Source organism: Streptomyces turgidiscabies Car8 (assembly GCF_000331005.1).
Taxonomy (GTDB): Bacteria; Actinomycetota; Actinomycetes; order Streptomycetales; family Streptomycetaceae; genus Streptomyces; species Streptomyces turgidiscabies.
Window position 1 is genome coordinate 1 of sequence record NZ_AEJB01000495.1, and the last position, 20,311, is coordinate 20,311.

20 protein-coding genes are annotated in these 20,311 nt (G+C 71.3%); 8 read left to right on the top strand and 12 right to left on the bottom strand.

The window, feature by feature from the left end:
- The 5 genes from STRTUCAR8_RS35580 to STRTUCAR8_RS35600 all read right to left on the bottom strand — a co-directional run.
- Window positions 1–808, bottom strand: an 808-nt coding sequence (locus STRTUCAR8_RS35580; RefSeq protein WP_006381112.1) for a copper resistance CopC family protein, incomplete at its 3' end; no start/stop codon positions are given.
- 19 nt (window positions 809–827) lie between these two features.
- Window positions 828–1,328 (bottom strand): copper chaperone PCu(A)C, encoded by a 501-nt coding sequence (locus tag STRTUCAR8_RS35585; RefSeq protein WP_234372495.1) that lies wholly within the window; start codon window positions 1,326–1,328, stop codon window positions 828–830.
- Window positions 1,325–1,978 (bottom strand): SCO family protein, encoded by a 654-nt coding sequence (locus tag STRTUCAR8_RS35590; protein ID WP_006381109.1) that lies wholly within the window; start codon window positions 1,976–1,978, stop codon window positions 1,325–1,327. Before STRTUCAR8_RS35590 ends, STRTUCAR8_RS35585 begins: the two co-directional genes overlap by 4 nt.
- A gap of 120 nt (window positions 1,979–2,098) precedes the next feature.
- A complete protein-coding gene (locus tag STRTUCAR8_RS35595; RefSeq protein ID WP_006381099.1) occupies window positions 2,099–2,842 on the bottom strand; it encodes a YcnI family copper-binding membrane protein in 744 nt (247 codons plus the stop codon).
- 152 nt (window positions 2,843–2,994) lie between these two features.
- On the bottom strand, window positions 2,995–3,846 hold the full coding sequence (locus tag STRTUCAR8_RS35600) for a hypothetical protein (RefSeq protein WP_044473470.1): 852 nt from the start codon (window positions 3,844–3,846) through the stop codon (window positions 2,995–2,997).
- Window positions 3,847–4,097: 251 nt separating this feature from the next.
- Here STRTUCAR8_RS35600 and STRTUCAR8_RS35605 point away from each other — a divergent pair, with 251 nt between their 5' ends.
- The 3 genes from STRTUCAR8_RS35605 (at window position 4,098) to STRTUCAR8_RS35615 (ending at window position 6,462) form a co-directional block, all read left to right on the top strand.
- Window positions 4,098–4,583: an ATP-binding protein gene (locus STRTUCAR8_RS35605; RefSeq protein WP_006381101.1), complete on the top strand. Its 486-nt coding sequence runs from the start codon at window positions 4,098–4,100 to the stop codon at window positions 4,581–4,583.
- A 106-nt stretch (window positions 4,584–4,689) separates the two neighbouring features.
- Window positions 4,690–5,619 (top strand): intradiol ring-cleavage dioxygenase, encoded by a 930-nt coding sequence (locus STRTUCAR8_RS35610; protein ID WP_179200566.1) that lies wholly within the window; start codon window positions 4,690–4,692, stop codon window positions 5,617–5,619.
- Between the two features lie 9 nt (window positions 5,620–5,628).
- Entirely contained in the window at window positions 5,629–6,462 is an 834-nt protein-coding gene (locus STRTUCAR8_RS35615) for a triphosphoribosyl-dephospho-CoA synthase (RefSeq protein WP_006381098.1), read from the top strand.
- Here STRTUCAR8_RS35615 and STRTUCAR8_RS35620 read toward each other — a convergent pair.
- From STRTUCAR8_RS35620 to STRTUCAR8_RS35635, 4 genes are all read right to left on the bottom strand, one after another.
- Window positions 6,437–7,669, bottom strand: coding sequence for an MFS transporter (locus tag STRTUCAR8_RS35620; RefSeq protein ID WP_006381115.1), 1,233 nt, complete (start codon window positions 7,667–7,669; stop codon window positions 6,437–6,439). The genes STRTUCAR8_RS35615 and STRTUCAR8_RS35620 overlap by 26 nt on opposite strands.
- Window positions 7,670–7,768: 99 nt before the next feature.
- Window positions 7,769–9,127, bottom strand: a complete 1,359-nt coding sequence (pdxR, locus tag STRTUCAR8_RS35625; RefSeq protein WP_179200565.1) for a MocR-like pyridoxine biosynthesis transcription factor PdxR — start codon at window positions 9,125–9,127, stop codon at window positions 7,769–7,771.
- Window positions 9,128–9,189: 62 nt separating this feature from the next.
- Window positions 9,190–10,665, bottom strand: a complete 1,476-nt coding sequence (locus tag STRTUCAR8_RS35630; RefSeq protein ID WP_086025834.1) for an aminopeptidase P family protein — start codon at window positions 10,663–10,665, stop codon at window positions 9,190–9,192.
- A gap of 87 nt (window positions 10,666–10,752) precedes the next feature.
- Window positions 10,753–12,168 carry a PP2C family protein-serine/threonine phosphatase gene (locus STRTUCAR8_RS35635; protein ID WP_006381116.1) on the bottom strand — a complete coding sequence of 472 codons (1,416 nt, stop codon included), beginning with the start codon at window positions 12,166–12,168 and terminating at the stop codon, window positions 10,753–10,755.
- A gap of 612 nt (window positions 12,169–12,780) precedes the next feature.
- Between STRTUCAR8_RS35635 and STRTUCAR8_RS35640 the strand changes: the two genes are divergently transcribed.
- Together STRTUCAR8_RS35640 and STRTUCAR8_RS35645 are read left to right on the top strand one after the other, a co-directional pair.
- Window positions 12,781–13,455: a bifunctional DNA primase/polymerase gene (locus STRTUCAR8_RS35640; RefSeq protein ID WP_006381111.1), complete on the top strand. Its 675-nt coding sequence runs from the start codon at window positions 12,781–12,783 to the stop codon at window positions 13,453–13,455.
- Window positions 13,456–13,511: 56 nt separating this feature from the next.
- Window positions 13,512–14,132, top strand: coding sequence for a hypothetical protein (locus tag STRTUCAR8_RS35645; RefSeq protein ID WP_044473473.1), 621 nt, complete (start codon window positions 13,512–13,514; stop codon window positions 14,130–14,132).
- Between the two features lie 231 nt (window positions 14,133–14,363).
- Here the strand turns inward: STRTUCAR8_RS35645 and STRTUCAR8_RS35650 are convergent, their stop codons facing one another.
- The 3 genes from STRTUCAR8_RS35650 to STRTUCAR8_RS35660 all read right to left on the bottom strand — a co-directional run bounded on the left by STRTUCAR8_RS35650 (window position 14,364) and on the right by STRTUCAR8_RS35660 (window position 17,111).
- The gene (locus STRTUCAR8_RS35650; RefSeq protein ID WP_006381097.1) at window positions 14,364–15,329 is read right to left on the bottom strand and encodes a DUF5926 family protein; all 966 of its coding nucleotides are present in this window, start codon (window positions 15,327–15,329) and stop codon (window positions 14,364–14,366) included.
- Between the two features lie 138 nt (window positions 15,330–15,467).
- Complete coding sequence (locus STRTUCAR8_RS35655) at window positions 15,468–16,106, bottom strand: ATP-binding protein (RefSeq protein WP_078507415.1); 639 nt, start codon at window positions 16,104–16,106, stop codon at window positions 15,468–15,470.
- Window positions 16,107–16,301: 195 nt separating this feature from the next.
- Window positions 16,302–17,111 carry a glycerophosphodiester phosphodiesterase gene (locus tag STRTUCAR8_RS35660; protein ID WP_006381110.1) on the bottom strand — a complete coding sequence of 270 codons (810 nt, stop codon included), beginning with the start codon at window positions 17,109–17,111 and terminating at the stop codon, window positions 16,302–16,304.
- Window positions 17,112–17,400: 289 nt separating this feature from the next.
- Between STRTUCAR8_RS35660 and STRTUCAR8_RS35665 the strand changes: the two genes are divergently transcribed.
- The 3 genes from STRTUCAR8_RS35665 to STRTUCAR8_RS54755 all read left to right on the top strand — a co-directional run bounded on the left by STRTUCAR8_RS35665 (window position 17,401) and on the right by STRTUCAR8_RS54755 (window position 20,234).
- Window positions 17,401–18,882 (top strand): S1C family serine protease, encoded by a 1,482-nt coding sequence (locus STRTUCAR8_RS35665; protein ID WP_006381107.1) that lies wholly within the window; start codon window positions 17,401–17,403, stop codon window positions 18,880–18,882.
- Window positions 18,883–19,305: 423 nt separating this feature from the next.
- Complete coding sequence (locus tag STRTUCAR8_RS54750; RefSeq protein WP_006381102.1) at window positions 19,306–19,890, top strand: hypothetical protein; 585 nt, start codon at window positions 19,306–19,308, stop codon at window positions 19,888–19,890.
- Window positions 19,857–20,234: a hypothetical protein gene (locus STRTUCAR8_RS54755; RefSeq protein ID WP_006381123.1), complete on the top strand. Its 378-nt coding sequence runs from the start codon at window positions 19,857–19,859 to the stop codon at window positions 20,232–20,234. The genes STRTUCAR8_RS54750 and STRTUCAR8_RS54755 overlap by 34 nt, the downstream gene beginning before the upstream one ends.
- Window positions 20,235–20,311 lie beyond the last annotated feature (77 nt).

The window sequence follows — 20,311 nt, forward strand, 5'->3', positions numbered from 1 at the left end:
CCGTCTCGTCGTCCTCGGGCCTGGCGTACGCCCCGAAGAGGACCGCGATGAACAGCGCGCCGGCCGCGAGCAGCAGCAGCCGGGAGACGAGGGCGGCGCCCGTCTTGGTCTGGAGGACGTTGCCGAGGAGGCCCAGGTCGAAGATGTCGCCGACCTTGCCGGAGCCGGTGTACGAGCCGCGCATCAGCAGCAGCGCGAGGGTGGCCGCGGTCATCGCGAGCCACCCGGACACGACGAGCCGCTGGAGCGCCCGTACGCCGGAGCCGCGCTGCCAGCAGGCGAGCACGAAGGCGGCGCCGCCGACCATGACGATGAAGCCCGCGTACGAGACGTACCGGCCGAAGCCGTAGAAGGCGCCGACGACTCCGCCGCCGGCCGACTGGTCGGAGACCGAGACGGTGGTCACGGAGGGGGCGCCGATGGAGAACGTGAAGGCGCCGGCGACGGGGTGGCTGTCCGCCGAGACGACCTGGTAGGCGACGGTGAACGTGCCGTCGGGCAGGCCGGAGTGGAGCGGGACGGCGTAGGTCGTGCCGCTCAGCTCGCTCGCCTTGCCGGTGTCGACGCGCTTGCCCTTGGGGTCGAGCACGCGGAACGCGCCGTCGGACAGCGCGACCTTCTCGGAGAAGGTCAGCGTCACCTGGGCCGGGGCCTTGGCGACCACCACACCCTGCTGTGGCGAGCTGCCGGTGAGCGCGGCGTGTGCGGAGGCCGGTGCGGCGCCGGCCAGCCCGGCGAGCAGCGCGGCGGCCACTGCGAGGAACAGCAGCACCAGGGGCCGCACGCGGGGGGCGATGGTCTGTGTCACGGTGATCCCTCCCTCGGTCTCAGTGTCCGGTCTTCGGGTTGTACGTCGCGGACTTCACCGGCATCTCGACGGTGATCGGCGAGGTTTTGGCAAAGTGCAGCTGGACGGCGACCTTGTCGCCCTCTCGCGGTCTGCGCTTGAGCTGCTCGAACATCAGATGGTCGCCGCCGCTCTGCAGGACGAGTTCGCCGTGGGCCGGGATATGGAGGCGCTCGGCCTCCTCCATGGTCTGCCCGACGGTCTTGTGCACGGTGACCTCGCCCGCGACGTCGCTGGTGACGCGGGTGAGTACGTCACCGGCGGCGCCCTTGTTGGTGATGACGAGGAACCCGGCCGCCATGGAGTCCGAGACCGGCTGGGGCATGTAGGCGGAGCCGACGGACAGGCCCGCGCCGGCGCTGTCGCCGTCGGACCCGGAGTCCGAACTCCCGCACCCGGTGAGGGCGAGCGCTCCGGCCAGCAGCGCGGCCGACGTCAGGGCGGGAAGCCCGGCGGACCTCACGAGCTTCAGGTGCCTCACGGGTTCTGCCCCTTGATGATCTTGGGGAGGTCCTTGATGTAGTCGTCCACGGTGGCGTCCTCGCCGTACAGCACATAGCCGCCGTCGGTCTTCGGGGAGAACGCGATGACCTGGGTGCCGTGCATCGAGATCGTCTTGCCGTTCTTGTCCTTCGACGTCGGCTCGATGGAGATGCCGAGGGTGCGGGCGCCCGCCTGGATGGTGGCGAAGTCCCCGGTCAGACCGACGACCTGGGGGTCGATGCCCTTGAGCCACTTGCCGAGCGCGGCCGGGGTGTCCCGCTTCGGGTCGGTGGTGACGAACACGATGCGGAGCTTGTCCTGGTCGGCCTTGGACAGCCGCCCCTTCGCGACGGCGATGTTGCTCATCGTCAGCGGGCAGACGTCGGGGCAGTTGGTGTAGCCGAAGTAGATGAGCGTGGGCCGGCCCTTGGTCTCCGCGCGGAGGTCGTACTTCTTGCCCTGGGTGTCGGTGAGGACGAGGTCGGGCTTCTCGAACGGCTGGTCGAGGATCGTGGCCGCCTTGTCCGAGCCGGCCTCGACGGAGACATCGGCGACGGACTGGCCGGAGTCGTCACCGCTGCCGCAGGCGGAGAGGGTCAGGGTGGCCGCGACGAGCAGGGCGGACGCGGCGAACAGCTTCTTGCGCATAGGGCGATGTCCTGAAGGTGGTGTGCGTGGGGGTGCGGTGTGCACCCGGGGGTGCACCGGACGACCGGGGGCGTACGGGACAGCCGCACGCCCCCGGCGCGCACCGGAGGTGAGCGCGTGTCAGGCGGTGCTGCTGCTACCGCTGCTGCGACGGCCGGCCAGCACGCCGAACGCCACACCCGCGACCCCGACGACGATGCCCACGACGCCGAGCACGCGTGCGGTGGTGTCGCTGCTGTCGGCGGGCTCGGCAGCCGCGGTCGTGGTCTTCGCGGCGGCCTGCTCGGCGGGCTCCTCCGTGGTGGAGGCGCCGCCGTGGTGGTCCCCGGTGGCGGCGGACAGCGCCAGCACCGGAGCGGGGTTGTCGGGCTCCTCGGCGCCGTCCTCCTGGACCTCGATCCAGCGGACGACCTCCTTGTTGGAGTACGTCTGGAGCGCCTTGAAGACGAGCTCGTCCGTGTCCTCGGGCAGCTGGCCGAGGGAGAGCGGGAACTTCTGGAAGAAGCCGGGCTCGACGCCCTTGCCGGTGGCGGTCCAGGTGACCTTGGAAACGGCCTCGGAGATCTTCTCGCCGTGCATCTCGAGCGGCTTGGCCAGCTTGGACTTGGTGACCTTGACGGTCCAGCCGTCGATCGGCTGTGGCATCACCGAGGCGAGCGGGTGGTCGGTCGGGAAGCTGACCTCCAGCTTGGTGGTCGAGGCGTTGTCGCGCTCGTTCGGCACCTTGAAGTTGACGGTCGCGTAGCCGCCCTTGGCGGCGGTTCCCTCGGCCGAGACGCTGACGTGCGCGAAGGCGGGGCCGGACAGGACGAGGACGGTGGCACCGGCGAGGGCGCCGGCGGCGGCGATACGGGAAACCTTCATGACGGAAGGCGCTCCACTTCGAGTGAGGTCCGACGTGCCGGCAGATCCGGCGGGTCGGAGAGGAAGAGGGTCACGCGTGCGAAAAGGTGCACACGCGCGCGTGCCGCACGACGGCGGCCCTCTCTCCGGGAGCGGAAAGCGGTCGCGTCGTGTCAGGCGGCGAGCACGAGCGAGGAGGCCGGCGGACCGCGCCGGATCACCGTGTGCTGGAGCGCGGTGGCGGACGGCCGCAGACATACGAGGGTCCACGCGCGCGGTGCCTGCGATGCCGTACCGGGCGTACCCGGAAGGCCCGTACGCAGTGCGCGCGCCAGCGCGAGCGCCCCGCGCAGGGATCGTACGAGCGCCCCCTCGGCCACTCCGTGCGCCGACAGCCGCATCAGCCGCAGCAGGGCCAGGTCTCCGCGGCGCAGCAGCCAGCCGGTGGCGACTGCCGCGAGGACGTGACCGAGCAGCATGGGCAGCGTCGGCAGCAGGGCGTAGACGGACCCGGCGGACGTGACGGCGTCCGTGGTGTGGCTCATGGACCCCATGTCCATGCCCGCCCCGCCACCGGTACCCGCCCCCGTACCGCCGCCCGTACTGATGCGCGCGTCGGCGAGGATCCGCTGGGCCTGTGCCGGGCTGATCGCCGCGAGCGGCACACCGCACAGCAGCCGCGCGGCCCGTGCGACCAGGGTGGTGTCCGCCGTGGCGGCGGCCGGGGAAACCGATGCCGCCGACGTCATGTGCTGCCCGAGCCCGAACAGGGTGTGCAGAACGGTCTGGCCGACGGCCAGCAGGACGACGATGCCCGGCAGCGAGCGGGTCCGTCCGGCGAGAGGCGCCGCGCATGCGAGGACCCCGAGGAAACCGGCGAACAGGGTCCACAGCGGAACGGAGGCACAGGAGGCGAAGGTGTGACCGGCCCCGGCCAGCACGACACAGACCGCGGAGAACACCGCGGCCCTCAGCATCCGGAGAGTGCTTCCGGAGGGCGCTGTGCGCCGGCGGCGGGCAGTCATGGCGGGCTCATCATCGCACTGGCCCCACGGCACCCGTACGGCAGGTCCACAAGGTGGAGTACAGCCGGATACCACCATGTAAAGCCGTGTACAACCGGTAGATCGCTTCTGTCAGTTGATGCACTACATACACCGATTGTGGCTCGGGGTGCATCCCCCGTATGGGCGGCATCACGTCAACTGCGTGCTTACACACCGCCACTCGCGGCAATACGTACAGGTATGTCGAGCCGCGGCCTGGAGGCTGGAGCATGAGCATCTGGTGGTCACTCCATCTTCGACGTGAGGCGGCGAGCGTTCCGCTCGCCAGACGTCTGCTCCTGGGCACCATGGAGACGGCGGGCGTCGATCCCGACATCTCCTACGACCTCTCCGTCGCGCTCACCGAGGCCTGTGCGAACGCCGTCGAGCACGGCGGGGACACCGGGTACGGCGACTCCCGAGGGGCCTATCGCGTCACCGCGTACCTCGACGGGGAGAAGTGCCGCATCGAGGTCACCGACTCGGGCCCGGGCTTCCCGGCGGCCTCGGCGGCTCCGGCACTCCAGGAGGCCCCGCGCCGGCCGGTGCCGGTGGCCGCCGTCCCGTACGACGCGGAGAACGGCCGGGGCCTGTCGCTGATCGAGGAACTCGCCGACCACCTCACCATCGGCAACAAGCCGGGCCGGGGCGGCGCGGTGGTCAGCTTCGACAAGATCCTCAAGTGGCAGAAGGACGCGCCGCTGATGGCGGTGTGAACGCCGTCGTCCCTGCCGACGACCGGTTTCAGGTTTCTCACGCTTCACAGGCGGCTCTCAGCTCGCGCCCATGTTCCTGACGGACGGCGTCCCTAATTTCCTGGTCATGACGGGAAACCACAAGGACACCTCAATCAGCCGACGCCGCGCCCTTGCGGTGACCGGAGGCGCGGTCGCCGCCGGCGGACTGGTGGTCGCGGGCTACCAGTCGGCCTTCGCCGACGAGGCGACGACCACGGCCACGGCCACCGACGACGCCACGGCGAGCGGGAGCAGCGGCACCTGTGTGCTCATGTCGAGCGTGACGGAGGGGCCGTACTACCTCGACAACGCGCTGGTGAGAAAGGACATCACCGAGGGCAAGTCCGGTGTCCCGCTGACACTGCGCATCACCGTCCAGGACACCACCGAGTCCTGTGCCCCGGTCGCGGGCGCGGCCGTGGAGATCTGGCACTGCGACGCCTGGGGCTACTACTCCGGCTACACCACCGCCAACCCCGGCGGCTCGGCTCCCGCCGAGAGCGAGGACGGTTCCACCGCGAACGACAACACCTACCTGCGTGGCTACCAGATCGCCAACGCCAACGGGGTCGTCAAGTTCGAGACGATCTTTCCCGGCTGGTACACGCCGCGCACCTGCCACATCCACCTCAAGGTCCACACCGGCGGCCAGAAGGAGGACGGCACCTACGAGGGCGGCACGGTCAACCACACCGGCCAGCTGTTCTTCCCCGACGACGCGGCCGAGGAGATCTTCGCCCTTAAGCCCTACTCCCAGCACTCCGGCAGCTACACCACCCTCGACAACGACATGGTGTACGACGGCGGCGGCGCGTCCAGCGGTCTGCTCACCCTGAAGCCGGTCCACAAGAAGGACGTCTCCAAGGGCTACAAGGGCTTCATCACCCTGGGCATCGACCCGGACGCCGAGAACACCGGCGCGGGCAGCGGCGGTGGCGGTACGCCCCCGAGTGGCGAGCCGCCGACGGACGCCCCGACCGACAGCGCCTCCCCATCCGCTTCGGCGTCCTCGTAAGGTACGGCCATGAGCAGCCGTGAGGACGAGGCGCTGGCGCTCGCCGCCGTGGACGCGCTGACCGGACAGCTGGCCCTGGCTCCCAAGCCGGGCCTGCCCGACCCGCGCGATCTCGACGCCCGTGCCACGCGCCGGGACCAACTCGCCCTGCGCTGGTCGGCCAAGGCGCTCGCGCCCGGCCTCACGGCGATGGCCGCCGTGGCCCGCCGCACCGGCGAACCGACACCCGGGCTCCGTACGGAACTGGGCGCCATCGGCCGGTCCACCGAGCACTCGGTGGGGCTCGCGGGCGGCGGCCACCGGGGTGCCCTGTGGGCGCTCGGCCTGCTGGTCGCGGCAGCCGCCCTGGACCCCCGGGCCAAGGCACGCGACGTCGCGGCGACCGCCAAGCGCATCGCCTCCCACCCCGACAGACGCGCCCCGCGCAGACCCTCCCGGGGCTCCTCGGTGTCGGCGAAGTACGGCGCGGCCGGCGCCCGTGGCGAGGCGCGGGCCGGATTCCCGCACGTACGGCGGGCGTTGGACGCCTTGGCCGTCGCCCGCTCGACAGGCGCGACGGAGGCGCAGGCCCGCCTCGACGCCCTGCTGACCGTCATGTCGACGCTCCAGGACACCGAGTTGCTGTACACGGCGGGCCCGCACGGCCTGCGCCATGTCCAGGCGGGCGCCCGGGGAATCCTGGAAGCGGGCGGCACGTCGACGCAAGCGGGTGCCACAGCTCTGGCCGCATTCGACGACGACCTGCACGCGCGTGCGTGGAGCCCCCGCGGGAGCGCCGGGCTCTTCGCGGGGGCCCTGTTCCTGGACTCGCTGCCGGTCAGCTCACCGACACGGGCTGCCTGACGGCCGCGCGCGCCGGGCCGGCGGCGGCCGCCTTCCGGGCCGCCGGCCCCATGGCGTACGACGCCACCAGCGTGACTCCGCCCAGGAGCAGCCACCCCGGGGTCCCCCAGCCCACCAGCAGCGCGGTGAGGACGAGGGGCCCCGCGGTACGGGCCACGGTGACGCCGGTGCCGAAGAAGCCCTGGTACTCGCCGACCCGGTCGGCGGGGGCCAGGTCGAACGACAGCTGCCAGGACCCCGCCGACTGTCCCATCTCGGCGACGACCTGAAGCACCGCGCCGACCACCAGGACACCGACGCCCACCCAGGGGCCCACCCCGGCCGACAGGGCGAACACCGCGCACGCCGCGAGCATCACCCAACCGGAGCGCCGTACCGCGCGGGTGGCCGACCCGATCCCCGTCACCCCGCGAGCCATCCGCACCTGGAACACCATCACCGCGCCGGTGTTGAGCACGAACAGCGCCGAGACGACCCAGGCGGGAGCGTCGGTCCGCTCGGTGATCCACAGCGGGATGCCGAGGCTGAGCAGCGGCATGCGCAGCAGCAGCACGGTGTTGAGCAGGGTCACGACGACGTACGGCCGGTCGCGCAGCACACCGAGCCCCGGCGACTTCACCGCCGCGACGGGCGCCACCGACGGCAGCCGCAGCAGCAGCCCCGCGCAGACCAGGAAACTCACCGCGTCCAGCGCGAACACCCCGAGATACGCGGCCCGCGTCCCGGCGCTCAGCGCGAGCCCGCCGAGCCCCGCGCCCACCGCCAGACCGGCGTTGAGCGTGGACTGGAGGTGCGCGAGCAGCCGCGTGCGGTCCCCGGCCGTCACCAGCCCGGCGAGCAGTGCCTGCCGGGCCGCCGCGAGCCCCGACTGCGCGGACGCGTAGGCACAGGCCGCGATCACGAACGGCACGAAGCCCCGCACGACCAGGAAGGACGCCACCGCGGCCCCGGTGGCGAGCGCCAGCAGTACGGCGGTCCCGCGCGGCCCGCGCCGGTCGGCGAGCCGCCCGAGGGGCACTCCGACCAGCGAACCGACCGCCCAGGCGAGCGTCAGCCCGAGCCCCACGCGCGCGGGGGCGAGCCCGACGACGTGGGTGAAGTAGAGGGCGGAGGTGACGTAGTACGCCCCGTCGCCGACCGAGTTGGTCAGCTGAGCCAGGGCGAGCACGCGCTGCGGGCCTGCGGGCGGGACGAGGGAGTTGTTCATACGGACGACGTTAGAAGCCCGGTGGACCGATGGGCAGGCCCAATAGTCACTCCTTTTTGTGACCCAATTCGGCCCGGTCACGGCCCGGGGAAACCGCGCTCAGCCACCGTCCAGAACCCGCCCGAGCACCTCCAGCGCCTCCGGATACACCCGCTCCCGAGGCGTCCCGTACCCCACGACCAGCCCCTGAGCGCGCCCCTCAGCGGCCGCCGTCCCCGGCTCGTGCCAGTGCTCCCCGAGATACCCGACCGCGAGCCCGGCCTCCTCGGCCCGAGCCAGGACCGCCGCCTCGTCGGCCACCTCCACCAGGGCGTGCAGTCCCGCCGCGATCCCGCGCACGTTCCGGCGTGCGCCCAGCAGCTCGACGAGCCGGTCCCGGCGGCGCCGGTAGCGCAGGCGGCACGCGCGCACGTGCCGGTCGTAGGCGTGGCCGGTGATCAGTTCGGCGAGGGCCAGCTGGCCGATGGTCTCGGTGTGGTGGTCGCTGTGCAGCTTGACGTCGGCGACCGCGTCGACGAGATGCGGGGGCAGCACCATCCAGCCCAGGCGCAGGGCGGGCCCGAGCGTCTTGGAGGCGGTGCCGATGTAGGCGACCTGTCCCGGGGCCATGCCCTGAAGAGCGCCGACGGGCTGTCTGTCGTACCGGAACTCCCCGTCGTAGTCGTCCTCGACGATCAGCCCGTCCCGCGCGCGTGCCCAGTCGGTGAGCGCCCGCCGTCGCTCCGGGTGCAGGGTCACGCCGGTCGGGTACTGATGGGCGGGTGTGACGACGACCGCGGAGACCTCGGGGCCGGCCAACTCCTCGACGCGGGCGCCGCGCTCGTCGACGCCCACCGGTACGACCCGACCGCCGGCCCGCCGTACGACCTCCCGGTGGAAGGGCAGCCCCGGGTCCTCCATGGCGATGGCGGCGCCGTCCAGTACGCGTGTGAGGAGCGAGAGCCCCTGCACGTACCCGGAGGTGATCACGATCCGCTCGGGCGGCGCGAGCACCCCGCGGGCCCGCCCCAGGTAGCCCGACAGCGCCGTCCGCAGCTCGATCCGGCCGCGCGGATCGCCGTAGTCGTACGCCGGGGAGGGCGCCGTCGCGACGGCTCGGCGCAGCGCCCGCAGCCAGGCGTCCGCCGGGAACGTCCCGACGTCCGGGCTCCCCGGCCGCAGATCGAAACGGGGCACCCGCGCGCGTGCGGCCGCCGCCGTCGGCTCGGCACCGACGGAGGGCAGCGCGGCGACCTGCGTACCGGCCCCCTGCCGGGCGGTGAGATACCCCTCGGCGACCAGCTGGTCGTAGGCGGCCTTCACGGTCCCCCGCGACACCCCGAGCTCATCGGCGAGCCGCCGGGTGGCAGGAAGCCGAGCCCCGGGCGTCAGCCGCCCGTCCCGCACGGCATCCCGCAGGGCACGCTCGAGCCCGCCACGGCGCCCTTCACCGACGGCGAACTCAAGATGCAGATCCACACCGACATACCCAGGGGCGCGGGGAACTGCGCGACCAGCCACGACTCACCCGCAGACGAAACTCAACCCTTGAGACGCGCCATCCACGCCTCGACTTCATCAGACCGTCGAGGCAATCCGGCCGAAAGGTTCCGGTTCCCACCCTCGGTCACCAGAATGTCGTCCTCGATCCGCACCCCGATACCCCGGTACTCCACAGGCACGGTCAGATCATCAGCCTGGAAGTACAGCCCGGGCTCGACGGTCAGCACCATCCCCGGCTCGAGCGTCCCGTCGACATAGGACTCCACCCGCGCCGCGGCACAGTCGTGAACGTCCATACCGAGCATGTGCCCCGTGCCGTGCAGCGTCCACCTGCGCTGCAACCCCAGCTCCAGCACCCGCTCCACGGGCCCCTCGACAAGCCCCCACTCCACGATCCGCTCGGCCAGCACCCGCTGCGCCGCGTCGTGGAAGTCGCGGTACTTGCCGCCGGGCCGCACGGCCGCGATACCGGCCTCCTGGGCGTCGTACACCGCGTCGTAGATCTTCTTCTGGATCTCGGTGTACGTGCCGTTGATCGGCAGCGTCCGGGTGACGTCGGCCGTGTAGTACGTGTGTGTCTCGACGCCCGCGTCCAGCAGCAGCAGGTCGCCGGAGCGCACGGCCCCGTCGTTGCGCACCCAGTGGAGCGTGCAGGCGTGCGGGCCGGCCGCGCAGATGGAGCCGTAGCCGACGTCGTTGCCCTCGACGCGCGCGCGGAGGAAGAAGGTGCCCTCGATGTACCGCTCGGAGGTCGCCTCGGCCTTGTCGAGGACCTTCACCACGTCCTCGAAGCCGCGCACGGTCGAGTCGACGGCCTTCTGCAGCTCGCCGATCTCGAACTCGTCCTTGACCAGCCGCGCCTCGGAGAGGAAGACCCGCAGTTCGTCGTCGTGCTCGGCGGTGACCTTGTCGGTCAGGGCGGCCTCGATGCCGGCGTCGAACCCACGTACGACCCGTACCGGTCCGGTGGCCTCCGCCAGCCTGCCGGCCAGCTCGCGCACGTCCGAAGCCGGGATGCCGTACACCTGTTCGGCCTCGGTGAGGGAAAGTCGGCGCCCGACCCACAGCTCACCCTGCCCGGAGAGCCAGAACTCACCGTTCTCGCGGTCGGAGCGAGGGAGGAGATAGATCGTCGCCTTGTGACCGCCGTCGACGGGCTCCAGGACGAGCACGCCACCGGCGCTCTCATCGGGCCGGCCACCGGTCAGGTACGCGTACTCGACCGAGGCACGGAAGGGATACTCCGTGTCGTTCGAACGCGTCTTCAGATTGCCCGCCGGGATCACCAGACGCTCGCCCGGGAAGCGCGCGGAGAGCGCGGCGCGGCGGGCGGCGGTGTGGGGGGCCTGAGCGATGGGCTCCAGGCCCGTCAGCTCGGTGTCGGCCCAGCCGGACTTCATGTTCTCGGCAAGCTCGTCGGACACGCCGGGGTACAGGCCGTTCTTCCGCTGCTTGATCGGCTCTTCGGGCTCGGTCTCAGTCTCCGGGATCGCCGGATTGAGCTCGTCCGCCACGGTCATCCTCCTAGATACGGCACTGGACCCCGCCCATCGTACGGTCGTACGGGACGGGGCCCAGAGGTGAGCGGGGCGACCGGCGGCTCACTCGAACCGCGCCGACAGCAGTACGACGTCCTCCTGACCGTCCGACGCGTCCAGCCCGTCCGGCAGCATGCTCCGCAGGACGTGGTCCGCGATCGCGCCCGCGTCGTCCCGCAGCTGCCTGGGGACGCTCGCCGCCGCCGCGTGCAGCCGGGAGAAGGCCCGGTCCACGGGCTGGCCCGTACGGTGCAGCAGCCCGTCGGTGTACAGCAGAACCGTCTCTCCGGGCTCGGTACGGAACTCCACGCTGGGCGCCTCCCAGCAGGCGAGCATCCCGAGCGGCGCAGACACGGTGGTCTCCACGAACTCCGTGCGCCGCTCGCCGACAAGCAGGGGCGGGCAGTGCCCGGCACCGGCCAGCGTGACCTTGCGCAGGGCGGGCTCGCAGTAGGCGAACAGGGCGGTGGCGCAGCGGGCGGGCTCGGTGAGCCTCAACAGCACCTCCAGGTCGGAGAGGACCGCCACCGGGTCCCTCTCCTCCATCACGGCGTACGCGCGCAGGGAGGCCCGCAGCCGGCCCATCGCGGCGATCGCGCTCGGCCCGGAGCCGGTCACCGCGCCCACGGCCAGGCCGAGGGCGGCGTCCGGGAGCGGCAGCGCGTCGTACCAGTCGCCGCCGCCGCGTGGACCGGTGCGGTGCCGGGCGGCGAGCTGGACACCGGCCGTCCGGGGCAGCCGGGCGGGCAGCAGCTCCTCGGAGATCGTGCGCACGCACGCGCGCGTGCGCTCCACTTCGACCAGCCGGGCCAGGTGCTCGGTCGCGAACCGCGCGTACAGGCCGACGAGGTGCCGTTGCCGTTCGACCGGCTCCGCCGGCTCGTCGTACAGCCAGACGGCCGCGCCGAGGCGGCCCGCGGACTCCGTGGACAGGGGGAGCGCGTAGCTCGCCGCGTAGCCGAGGCGGGCGGCGACCTCGCGGTGCCGGGGGTCGAGACCGTCCTCGGCGAGGAGGTCCGGGTGTGTGATTTCGCTCTCGCCGCCGGGCAGTCCGGCGGCCGTGTCGAGGAGCTGTCCGTACGGCATGGCGCCGCGCGGGATCGTCTCGATGTGCCCGAGGTCCGCGCGGGCCAGCCCCAGGCCGATGGTGGTGTCGGGGCCGAGGCCGTCACCGGGTTCCAGGACGAGGAGACCGCGCCGGGCGCCCACGAGAGCGGCTCCGGCCTGCAGCAGTTCCTGCAGTGCGTCGGTGAGTGCCGCCGTGCGGGCCAGACGTTCGGTGAGCTCGTGCAGCGTTGTGAGGTCGGACACCCAGCCGGCGAGGCGGTCCTGAAGCAGGATGCCGGGACCGTTCGGGCAGGTCAGTGCGGGTGTGTCCGCTGGGGTGTCCGGGGCTACGGGCGCGGGCGCGACAGTGTGTGCGGGCGAGGGAACCGTTGAATCGATTCCAGCCACTTTCGGGAGGTGAGGGGCGTTCATGGCGTCCGGCCTTCCGACCGGCGCTTATTGCTCAATAGCATCGCAAACCCCCATGTGATTCTGCGCCGCTAGCAGTGTCTCCACATGTACACGCACTCGTGAGGGGATGTCCAGCATTGTCCTGCCGGGATTCCTGGTGTCCATGGGTTCGCCGTGGTCCCCTTGCGAAAAAGCAAAGTTGGCCTAAAACTGACTCGGGTAGCGGGTTATTGAGGTCGACTGGCCTGGTTCGACGGAGCGTCACAGCGGTCTTGGTGGGTACGTACTCGGTGAAGGCCGGGGGTGGTTGTCCAACCGCCCGGAACCTGGCGACGGACCCGGGCGTCTTAACCACCGACGGCCGTGTCCCATCCTCCCTTGGCGGAGGCGGAGAGAAATACGCGGGACGCAAAACGCCAGACTCCGCCACCCCGCGCCATGCCCATGCTTTTGCTGAACGCAGTATGGACGCGGACGAAGCCAACGCTCGGCGCTCGGCGCACAACAAGGGGGCTGCCCCTTGCCTCCCGCAGGTCGGGATGCGCCAGAAGGTACGCACAGTGAAGTGATCGACACATGGTGTGATGTGGCCCACGGTGTTGCCAGGCGTGCAACGGAAAGGAACGAGCGCTCATGCGCGAGATCCTCGGAAGGCTCGGAAGGCGACGCAGGCTCCTGTCCCGGCGTGACGGCGGGAAGCCTGAGGTGCTCGGCGCGGCTCTGACGTTCGCGGCCGGATGGCAGTGGCCCGTACTCCCGGGCGTGGCACCGGATCCACAGGGGCGCGCCCGTTGCGGCTGCCCCGATCCGGAGTGCACGGTCCCCGGCGCTCACCCGTTCGAACCCGGCCTGCTGGCGGCGACCACCGACGAGCGCATGGTGCGCTGGTGGTGGACGAACCGGCCGACGGCTCCCATCATCCTCGCCACCGGCGGCGCTGCCCCGTGCGCGGTGAGCCTGCCGGCCCCGGCCGCGGCGCGCGCCCTCGACGCACTGGACCGCAAGGGCATGCGCCTGGGCCCGGTCGTCGCGGCTCCCACCCGCTGGTCGCTGCTCGTGAAGCCGTACACGATGGAACAGTTGGGCGAACTGCTGTACGCGAAGGACTTCGTGCCCGGTTCGCTCCGCTTCCACAGTGAGGGCGGTTACATCGCCCTGCCGCCGTCCGAGACCGGACAGGGCCAGGTCCGCTGGGAGCGGGCACCGCTGCCCGGCTCGGCCTCGCCCTGGCTGCCCGATGTCGAGGCCGTGGTGGACGCCGTGGTCGAGGCCCTCACTCGTACGGGTGTGAGCGCGCCCGAGTTGTAGGGGTGTCGGGCGCGCGGGCAACCGGGCGCCCGTCCCCTGTCGTTATGTTCACCTCCATGAACCTCCGTCTGCTCGCGCTCTCGGGCGTCGTGGCGCTCACGGTCGCCCTGCCGCTGGCCGTCGCGTCCGCGGGGCCCGTGGGTGACGCGGACCGCGACGCCCTCCTCTCCCTGACGCCTGAAGAAGGTCCTCAGGACAGCCCTCAGGACGGTCCTGAGGACGACAAGGCGCGAGAAGCCGCCGACCCCGCCGCCGATCCCACCGGTTCCCCGCTGCTGCTCGGCCTGGGGCTCGCGACCGCCGCCCGCTGTGGTCCCGAGCTCACCTCCCCCGACGGCATCGAGGCACAGACCTGTGTCCTGTCGCAGGGGGAGGAGACCTGGGCGCGCACCTACTACCGCAACGCGACCGGCCGTGACCTCGTGTCCGTGCTGAGCCTCATGGGCCCCGACTCCCACACCGTGCAGCTGCGGTGCGCGGTGGGCGCCGAGGACGAGCCGGGGGTGTGCGAGACGCCCAGGGAGCGCACGGCGGGTGAGCCGGGGGCGTACACGGCGGTCGCCGAATTCGCTGCGGCGGGGAATTCCACGGACGAGGTGGGGGGAGCGGCGGACGCGGGACAAGGGCCGCTGCTGCTGCGCTCGGGGAGCAACTCCGGGGCGCCCGACGGGAGTTGACGCGCGGCGCGGTTCCGTACAGAACGCTGCGGGAATCTCCGGGCAGAGAAAGACCCGGTTGCTGGCGACGGGGGATGCACCAGCAACCGGGCTACCGCAACGCTAACAAGAGATCGGCGGTTCGCAAATTCGATCTCGGCTATTCGGACACCGATTCCGTTGCCCTCGCGGGGAGTTGTGACCGGAGTCACCCCCGTCGGAGGCTGCGGAATCGACGTTTCCGACGGTGTGTCAGCTGAGCGTCACCTGGCGGTTGGTCAGGCCGCCGCGCGCGCGGCGCTCCTCCGGGGTGAGCGGCGCGTCCGAGGCCAGCGCGGTCGCGAGACGCTCGGCGAACTCGGCGGCCGGCTTCTCCACGTCCTCCGCGGTGACGCCGGTCGGCAGGTCCCAGACCGGGACGGTGAGGCCGTGCGCGCGGAAGGAGCCCACCAGACGGGTGCCCTCGCCCAGGCTGGACTGCCCGGCCGCGTGCAGCCGCGCGAGGGCGTCGAGCAGCTGCTCCTCGCCGTGCGGCATCACCCAGCGCAGGTGGTTCTTGTCCGGGGTCTCGCACCAGTACGCGGCGTCGACGCCCGTCAGCTTCACGGTCGGGATCGCCGCGTCGTTCGCCCGCTCCAGGGAGGCGGTGACGTCCGCGGTGGCGTTCTGCGCGTCCGGAACCCAGAACTCGAAGCCCGTGTGCACAACTGGCTCGAACACGCCTTCGGGATCGAGCAGATCCTGCAGTCGCGGGCTCTCGGCCGGGGCGCGGCGGCCCTGGACGGGCGTACCGGGCGCCGCGGTGAGCGCGCGCTGGAGGGTGTCGGCGAGGTCGCGGCTGATGTCGCCGGACGCCGTGTCGTTCTGCAGCCCGAGCAGGACCGAGCCGTCGTCACGGCGCAGGGCGGGCCAGGCCATCGGCAGGACCGTCGCGAGTGTGACCGAGGGAACGCCCTCGGGGAGGCCGCCCTTCAGGGTCAGCTCCACGGTGGCGGCGGGGACCAGCTCGCGCAGAGCCACCCAGTCGCCCTCTCCGGGCAAGCCCTCGAAGGGGCGGTGCACCAGTTCGGTGACCGCGTGCGCGGCGGCCCGGCCGTGGCAGGCCTTGTAGCGCCGGCCGCTGTCGCAGGGGCAGGGCTCGCGGGCGCCGACAACCGGGATCTCTCGGTCGGACAGCTGAGGCCGCGAGGCCTTGGTCTGGGGTCGCTTCTTGGCCATCGTGGGTGTCTCCCGGTTACGGCTCGTCTCGTACTGGCGCGAGCCTAGCCGTTCGTAGGACGGCCGACGGGACCCTGTGGACAACGCACCGCACACCGGCGTCCCGACCGGTGCGCACCTGCCGTCGCCGATGTGCCGTCAGTCCATGTCGTCGAACGCGTCCGCGAAGTCCAGGTCGGGTACCGCGGACATCGAGCGGGCCGTGACGCGGGTTGCGAAGTCGGTACGCCGGTGGCCGGAGTTCGGGTCGTGGACGTCGTCGTTGACGACGGCCCACACCGTGACCTCGCCGCGGGTGTCGTCCCGGACGCCCCAGTCGTTGGCCAGCGCCGTGATGATGTTCAGCCCGCGACCGCCGTGCGCCGTCACCGAGGGGGTCGACGGAACCGGGCGGGTCGGGCCGCCGCCGTCCGTCACCTCGACGATGAGTCTGCCGCCGGAGTCCACGCGCCACGCGGCCCGGACGTCGCCGTCACCGGCCAGGGCCTCGCCCAGTGGCCGACCGTGTTTGCACGCGTTGCTCAAGAGTTCGGACAGGATCAGGACCGCGTCGTCTATGACCGATTCCGCCACACCGCCCGTGCGCAACTGATCGCGCATCCGGTGTCTTGCTTTCCCCACGCCCGCAGGGCCATGGGGAACGGCCATGCTCGACGACGTGGGCACCTCCTGTGCCACCACCAACGCCACCCCCGAGACCTCCTTTGCCCCACGCCACGGTGTGAATGCCCCTTTGGCCTGTACCGGAAACCGCCCCTTCCGCCTTCGATGACGCACTCGCGATGATCGAACACGGACCGAACGCGCCGGTGCACTCCCTGTAACCGAGTGGCCGGATTTCGACGGTATGGCCGAAGGTGGAGGTTTCCTCACCCGGACCGCCAGGTCAAGAGTCCGGACGTGAACCGGGGTCGGAGTCGGGTAAGAGACGGCTCACGGCCTAAGGCTCCGGAGCCGTGGAAGTGTGGCTGGTCAGCGGCCCAGTTGCCGAAGGACCGCGCCGGGGCGGTTGGTGATGACGGCGTCGATGCCGAGGCCGACACAGAGGTCGACGTCCGCGGGCTCGTTCACGGTCCAGACGTGCACCTGGTGACCGGCGCGTTTCAGCCGCTCGATGTACGCCGGGTGACTGCGGACGATCCGGATGGAGGGGCCTGCGATCCGCACCCCGGTGGGCAGCCGCCCGTCGCGCAGCCGGGGTGAGAGGAACTGGTTCAGGTAGACGGTCGGCAGAGTCGGCGAGGCGGCCCTGACGCGGTGCAGCGAGCGTGCCGAGAAACTCATGACCCGTACCTGTGAATCGGCCGGTGACTCCGGGGCGTCCAGGCCGAACCGTTTGAGCAGGAACAGCAGCCGCTCCTCGACCTGGCCCGCCCACCGCGTGGGGTGCTTGGTCTCGATGGCCAGCTCCACCCGCCGCCCGGCGTCGGCGACGAGTTCGAGGAGCCGTTCCAGGGTGAGTACGGAGGTGTCCTCGCGGTCCTCCGGGCGGTGTTCCCAGTCGGGGGCCTCGTCCCCGGTCTTCCAGGAGCCGAAGTCCAGGGCGGCGAGGTCGGCGAGTTCCAGGGCGGAGACCGCGCCGCGGCCATTGGACGTACGGTTGACGCGGCGGTCGTGGACGCAGACGAGATGGCCGTCCGCGGTCAGCCGTACATCGCACTCCAGGGCGTCGGCGCCGGCCTCGATCGCCTTCCTGTAGGCGGCCAGCGTGTGCTCGGGGGCCTCCTCCGAGGCTCCGCGGTGGGCGACGACCTGGATCGGGTGCTGTCGTGCGTGGGTCACCGCGTCATGGTGTCACCGTCGAAGGGCGGGTGTGACGTCAAGGGTGTCCGATGCGCGTAACAGATGCTCACGCTTGTGCGACTTGTCGGATATAAAGAATGGTCCCGGACCCACAGGCACCGCTTATGGTGCCCTGACGGCCCGTGGGAAAAGCTAGACGGCATACAAAAGGACACGCACAGCTGAATCACGTACCGACCGCCACCCGTATCAATGGGTACGCGCACATGTGATCGGGCGTGACCGAGTGCGACCGTGAAGGACAGCCGTGGATCGAGGAGAAAGAGCTGTGAGCACCGAGAACGAGGGCACTGCGGTACCCCCGGCCCCGTCCGCACCTCCCGTGCCGGTGGAAGCTCCTGCTGCCTCCCCGCAGGCCACCGCGCCCGAGGCCCGGACGACTCCGCTCCCACCAGTGCCCCAGGGCACCCCGGGGACTCCGGAGCCGGAACCGGCGCACGCGGGCCAGGTGCCGGCGTACGCGTCGGCGGGAGCGCCGGACGCCGCGCACGGCGCCGGTATGGGCCACGATGCGGCGGCCTGGCCCCCGCCTGCGCCGCCGGCGACACCGTCGTACATGGACGGCGGAGGCGGCGGCGACACGGGCGTGCCCTGGGGCGCCACGTACGACCAGCAGCCGAAGCCGAAGTCCGGGCGCGGCGGGCTGTTCGCCGCGGTGCTGGTCGCCGCACTGGTCGCCGGCGGCCTGGGCGGCGGCCTCGGCTACACGCTGGCCAAGGACAACGACGACTCCACCACGTCGACGACGGTCTCCGCCGCACAGCAGACCGGCGGCGACCTGAAGCGTGACGCCGGCACGGTGGCGGGCGTGGCCGCCAAGGCACTACCGAGCACCGTCACCATCGAGGCGGAGAGCACCAGCGGCGAGGGCGGCACCGGTACGGGCTTCGTCTTCGACACCCAGGGCCACATCGTCACCAACAACCACGTCGTCGCGGACGCGGTCGACGGCGGCAAGCTGACGGCCACCTTCCCGGACGGCAAGAAGTACGACGCCGAGATCGTCGGCCACGCACAGGGCTACGACGTCGCGGTCATCAAGCTCAAGAACGCCCCCTCGGATCTGCAGCCGCTCACCCTCGGAGACTCCGACAAGGTGGCCGTGGGCGACTCGACGATCGCGATCGGCGCCCCCTTCGGCCTCTCCAACACGGTGACCACGGGCATCATCAGCGCCAAGAACCGCCCGGTGGCCTCCAGCGACGGCAGCGCCAGCAGCAAGGCGTCGTACATGAGCGCCCTGCAGACGGACGCGTCCATCAACCCGGGCAACTCCGGTGGCCCGCTGCTCGATGCTGCGGGCAACGTCATCGGCATCAACTCGGCGATCCAGTCCTCCAGCAGCGGCGGCCTGAGCACCGGCCAGTCCGGCTCGATCGGCCTGGGCTTCGCCATCCCGATCAACCAGGCGAAGTACGTCGCCCAGCAGCTGATCAAGACCGGCAAGCCGGTCTACGCGAAGATCGGCGCCTCGGTCACCCTGACAGAGGGCACGGGCGGCGCGCAGATCAGCCAGAAGGGCACGGACGCCACCGACCCCGTCGAGGCGGGCGGCCCGGCGGCCGCGGCGGGCCTGAAGCCCGGCGACGTCATCACCAAGCTCGACGACCACGTGATCGACAGCGGCCCGACCCTGATCGGCGAGATCTGGACCCACAAGCCCGGCGACAAGGTGCAGATCACCTACGAACGCGCCGGCAAGACAAAGACGGTCGATCTGACCCTGGGTTCCCGCGAGGGCGACAGCTGACCCACACCCGCACGGACAGACCCGTTACTCTTGTCCCGCGCCGTGTCGATCACGAACGCGGGTGGGTTGCCCGAGCGGCCTAAGGGAACGGTCTTGAAAAACGCGAGAGCGTGACGATGTTCCTGAGGGTGCGGATCGCACCGCTGTTGCAGGTCATAGACGTGCTGGTCAGAAGGGGTGCCTCTCATTGAGGGGTGCCCCTTCTGCGTGTGGCTGTCTCACCTTGGGGCGGCTCTGTCGCGTTGTTGATCAGTGCGTGTGGACCAGGCGTGGACCACGGTCCATGCCGCGCTGGGGCCCTCTGCCGGGTCCGGTGGACCGCGCGTGTCTTCGGCCAGGATCACCGGCTTGGGGCGTATGTGGGTCATGTCGGACAGACAGAATGCCATCAGGGTCCCCGCAGCAGCCGTCTACGCTCTCGGCATGCAGCGCAGCGATGTCACGCGGGACGACGGCACGTGGGTGGGCCTGTCCCTGGACGTGCAGGGCCGCCACCAGCCGGGGCTGTGCGTGTTCACTGCCGGTGCGCAACTGCTCGTCTCCCAGATGTCGCAGCCTGTGCTGCTCGCCGTCGTCGATGCGCAACACGAGGACGTGGACTTCTGGCGCACCAACGGGTACCGCTCCTTCGTCCCGCCCTTGCGTGCCGATGCGGGCCGCGCCCTGGCGGGCAGCCCGGAACGGTGGGCCCACCGCTTTGCGCAGTACCTCATCGACTCGCCGGGCAGCCCGTTGCACGAAGGCCGGTGGCTGCTCTCGTGCGAGAGCCCGCTCCGGCACTGGCGCCACGCCGACACCTCGCACGCCGAATACTGGAACTCGATGCTTGTCGACGGCCATCCGCACGGCTACATCGACTGGTTCCTCCATGCTCATTCGTGGGAGGTCCTGCCGCTGAGGCCGATGCCCGATGCCGACGACAGCCGGGTCAAGGCGTACCGCAAGCCCGTGAAGGGACACTCCCACCCGTCCTGTTGTGGTGGGTCAGTGGCCTGGACTGCCATCTGATCCTGGACGGTCACGCGCGGTTCGCCGCGGCAGTCGCCGAATCCGTCGAGCCTCCGCTGCTGCAGCTGCACCGCACGGTCCCGCGCGATGACCTGGCCACGCGCACCGAGGAAGCCGTGGGCTTCTACGAGGACGAACTGGCACGCTTCGCCGGACTCCGAGCTATCCACGGCCCCGCCGTCCCGGACGGCGCTGCCACCGCCGGCCCCCAGCTCGTCCGCCTCCTTGACGACCTGAACACCGCGGAACAGCCGACCTGGGCCTGGCCCCTGCCCGGCGGGGAAAGGCAGTGGCGTCGCATCGCGCGCGAGGTGACAGACGGCCAGAACTGGCCCTGTACCTGACTCCTGCCAACGCCTCCGCCAGCCATGACATCCGGGCGTACCGCCGCACCGTCGGGGGACGCGCCGCGATGTCCAGC

Excerpts from the sequence above, each read along its gene's own strand:
- STRTUCAR8_RS35590 (WP_006381109.1), bottom strand. The coding sequence starts at position 1,978 with ATGCGCAAGAAGCTGTTCGCCGCGTCCGCCCTGCTCGTCGCGGCCACC.
- STRTUCAR8_RS35595 (WP_006381099.1), bottom strand. The coding sequence starts at position 2,842 with ATGAAGGTTTCCCGTATCGCCGCCGCCGGCGCCCTCGCCGGTGCCACC.
- STRTUCAR8_RS35600 (WP_044473470.1), bottom strand. The coding sequence starts at position 3,846 with ATGACTGCCCGCCGCCGGCGCACAGCGCCCTCCGGAAGCACTCTCCGG.
- STRTUCAR8_RS35605 (WP_006381101.1), top strand. The coding sequence starts at position 4,098 with ATGAGCATCTGGTGGTCACTCCATCTTCGACGTGAGGCGGCGAGCGTT.
- STRTUCAR8_RS35610 (WP_179200566.1), top strand. The coding sequence starts at position 4,690 with ATGACGGGAAACCACAAGGACACCTCAATCAGCCGACGCCGCGCCCTT.
- STRTUCAR8_RS35615 (WP_006381098.1), top strand. The coding sequence starts at position 5,629 with ATGAGCAGCCGTGAGGACGAGGCGCTGGCGCTCGCCGCCGTGGACGCG.
- STRTUCAR8_RS35620 (WP_006381115.1), bottom strand. The coding sequence starts at position 7,669 with ATGAACAACTCCCTCGTCCCGCCCGCAGGCCCGCAGCGCGTGCTCGCC.
- STRTUCAR8_RS35635 (WP_006381116.1), bottom strand. The coding sequence starts at position 12,168 with ATGAACGCCCCTCACCTCCCGAAAGTGGCTGGAATCGATTCAACGGTT.
- STRTUCAR8_RS35640 (WP_006381111.1), top strand. The coding sequence starts at position 12,781 with ATGCGCGAGATCCTCGGAAGGCTCGGAAGGCGACGCAGGCTCCTGTCC.
- STRTUCAR8_RS35645 (WP_044473473.1), top strand. The coding sequence starts at position 13,512 with ATGAACCTCCGTCTGCTCGCGCTCTCGGGCGTCGTGGCGCTCACGGTC.
- STRTUCAR8_RS35650 (WP_006381097.1), bottom strand. The coding sequence starts at position 15,329 with ATGGCCAAGAAGCGACCCCAGACCAAGGCCTCGCGGCCTCAGCTGTCC.
- STRTUCAR8_RS54750 (WP_006381102.1), top strand. The coding sequence starts at position 19,306 with ATGCAGCGCAGCGATGTCACGCGGGACGACGGCACGTGGGTGGGCCTG.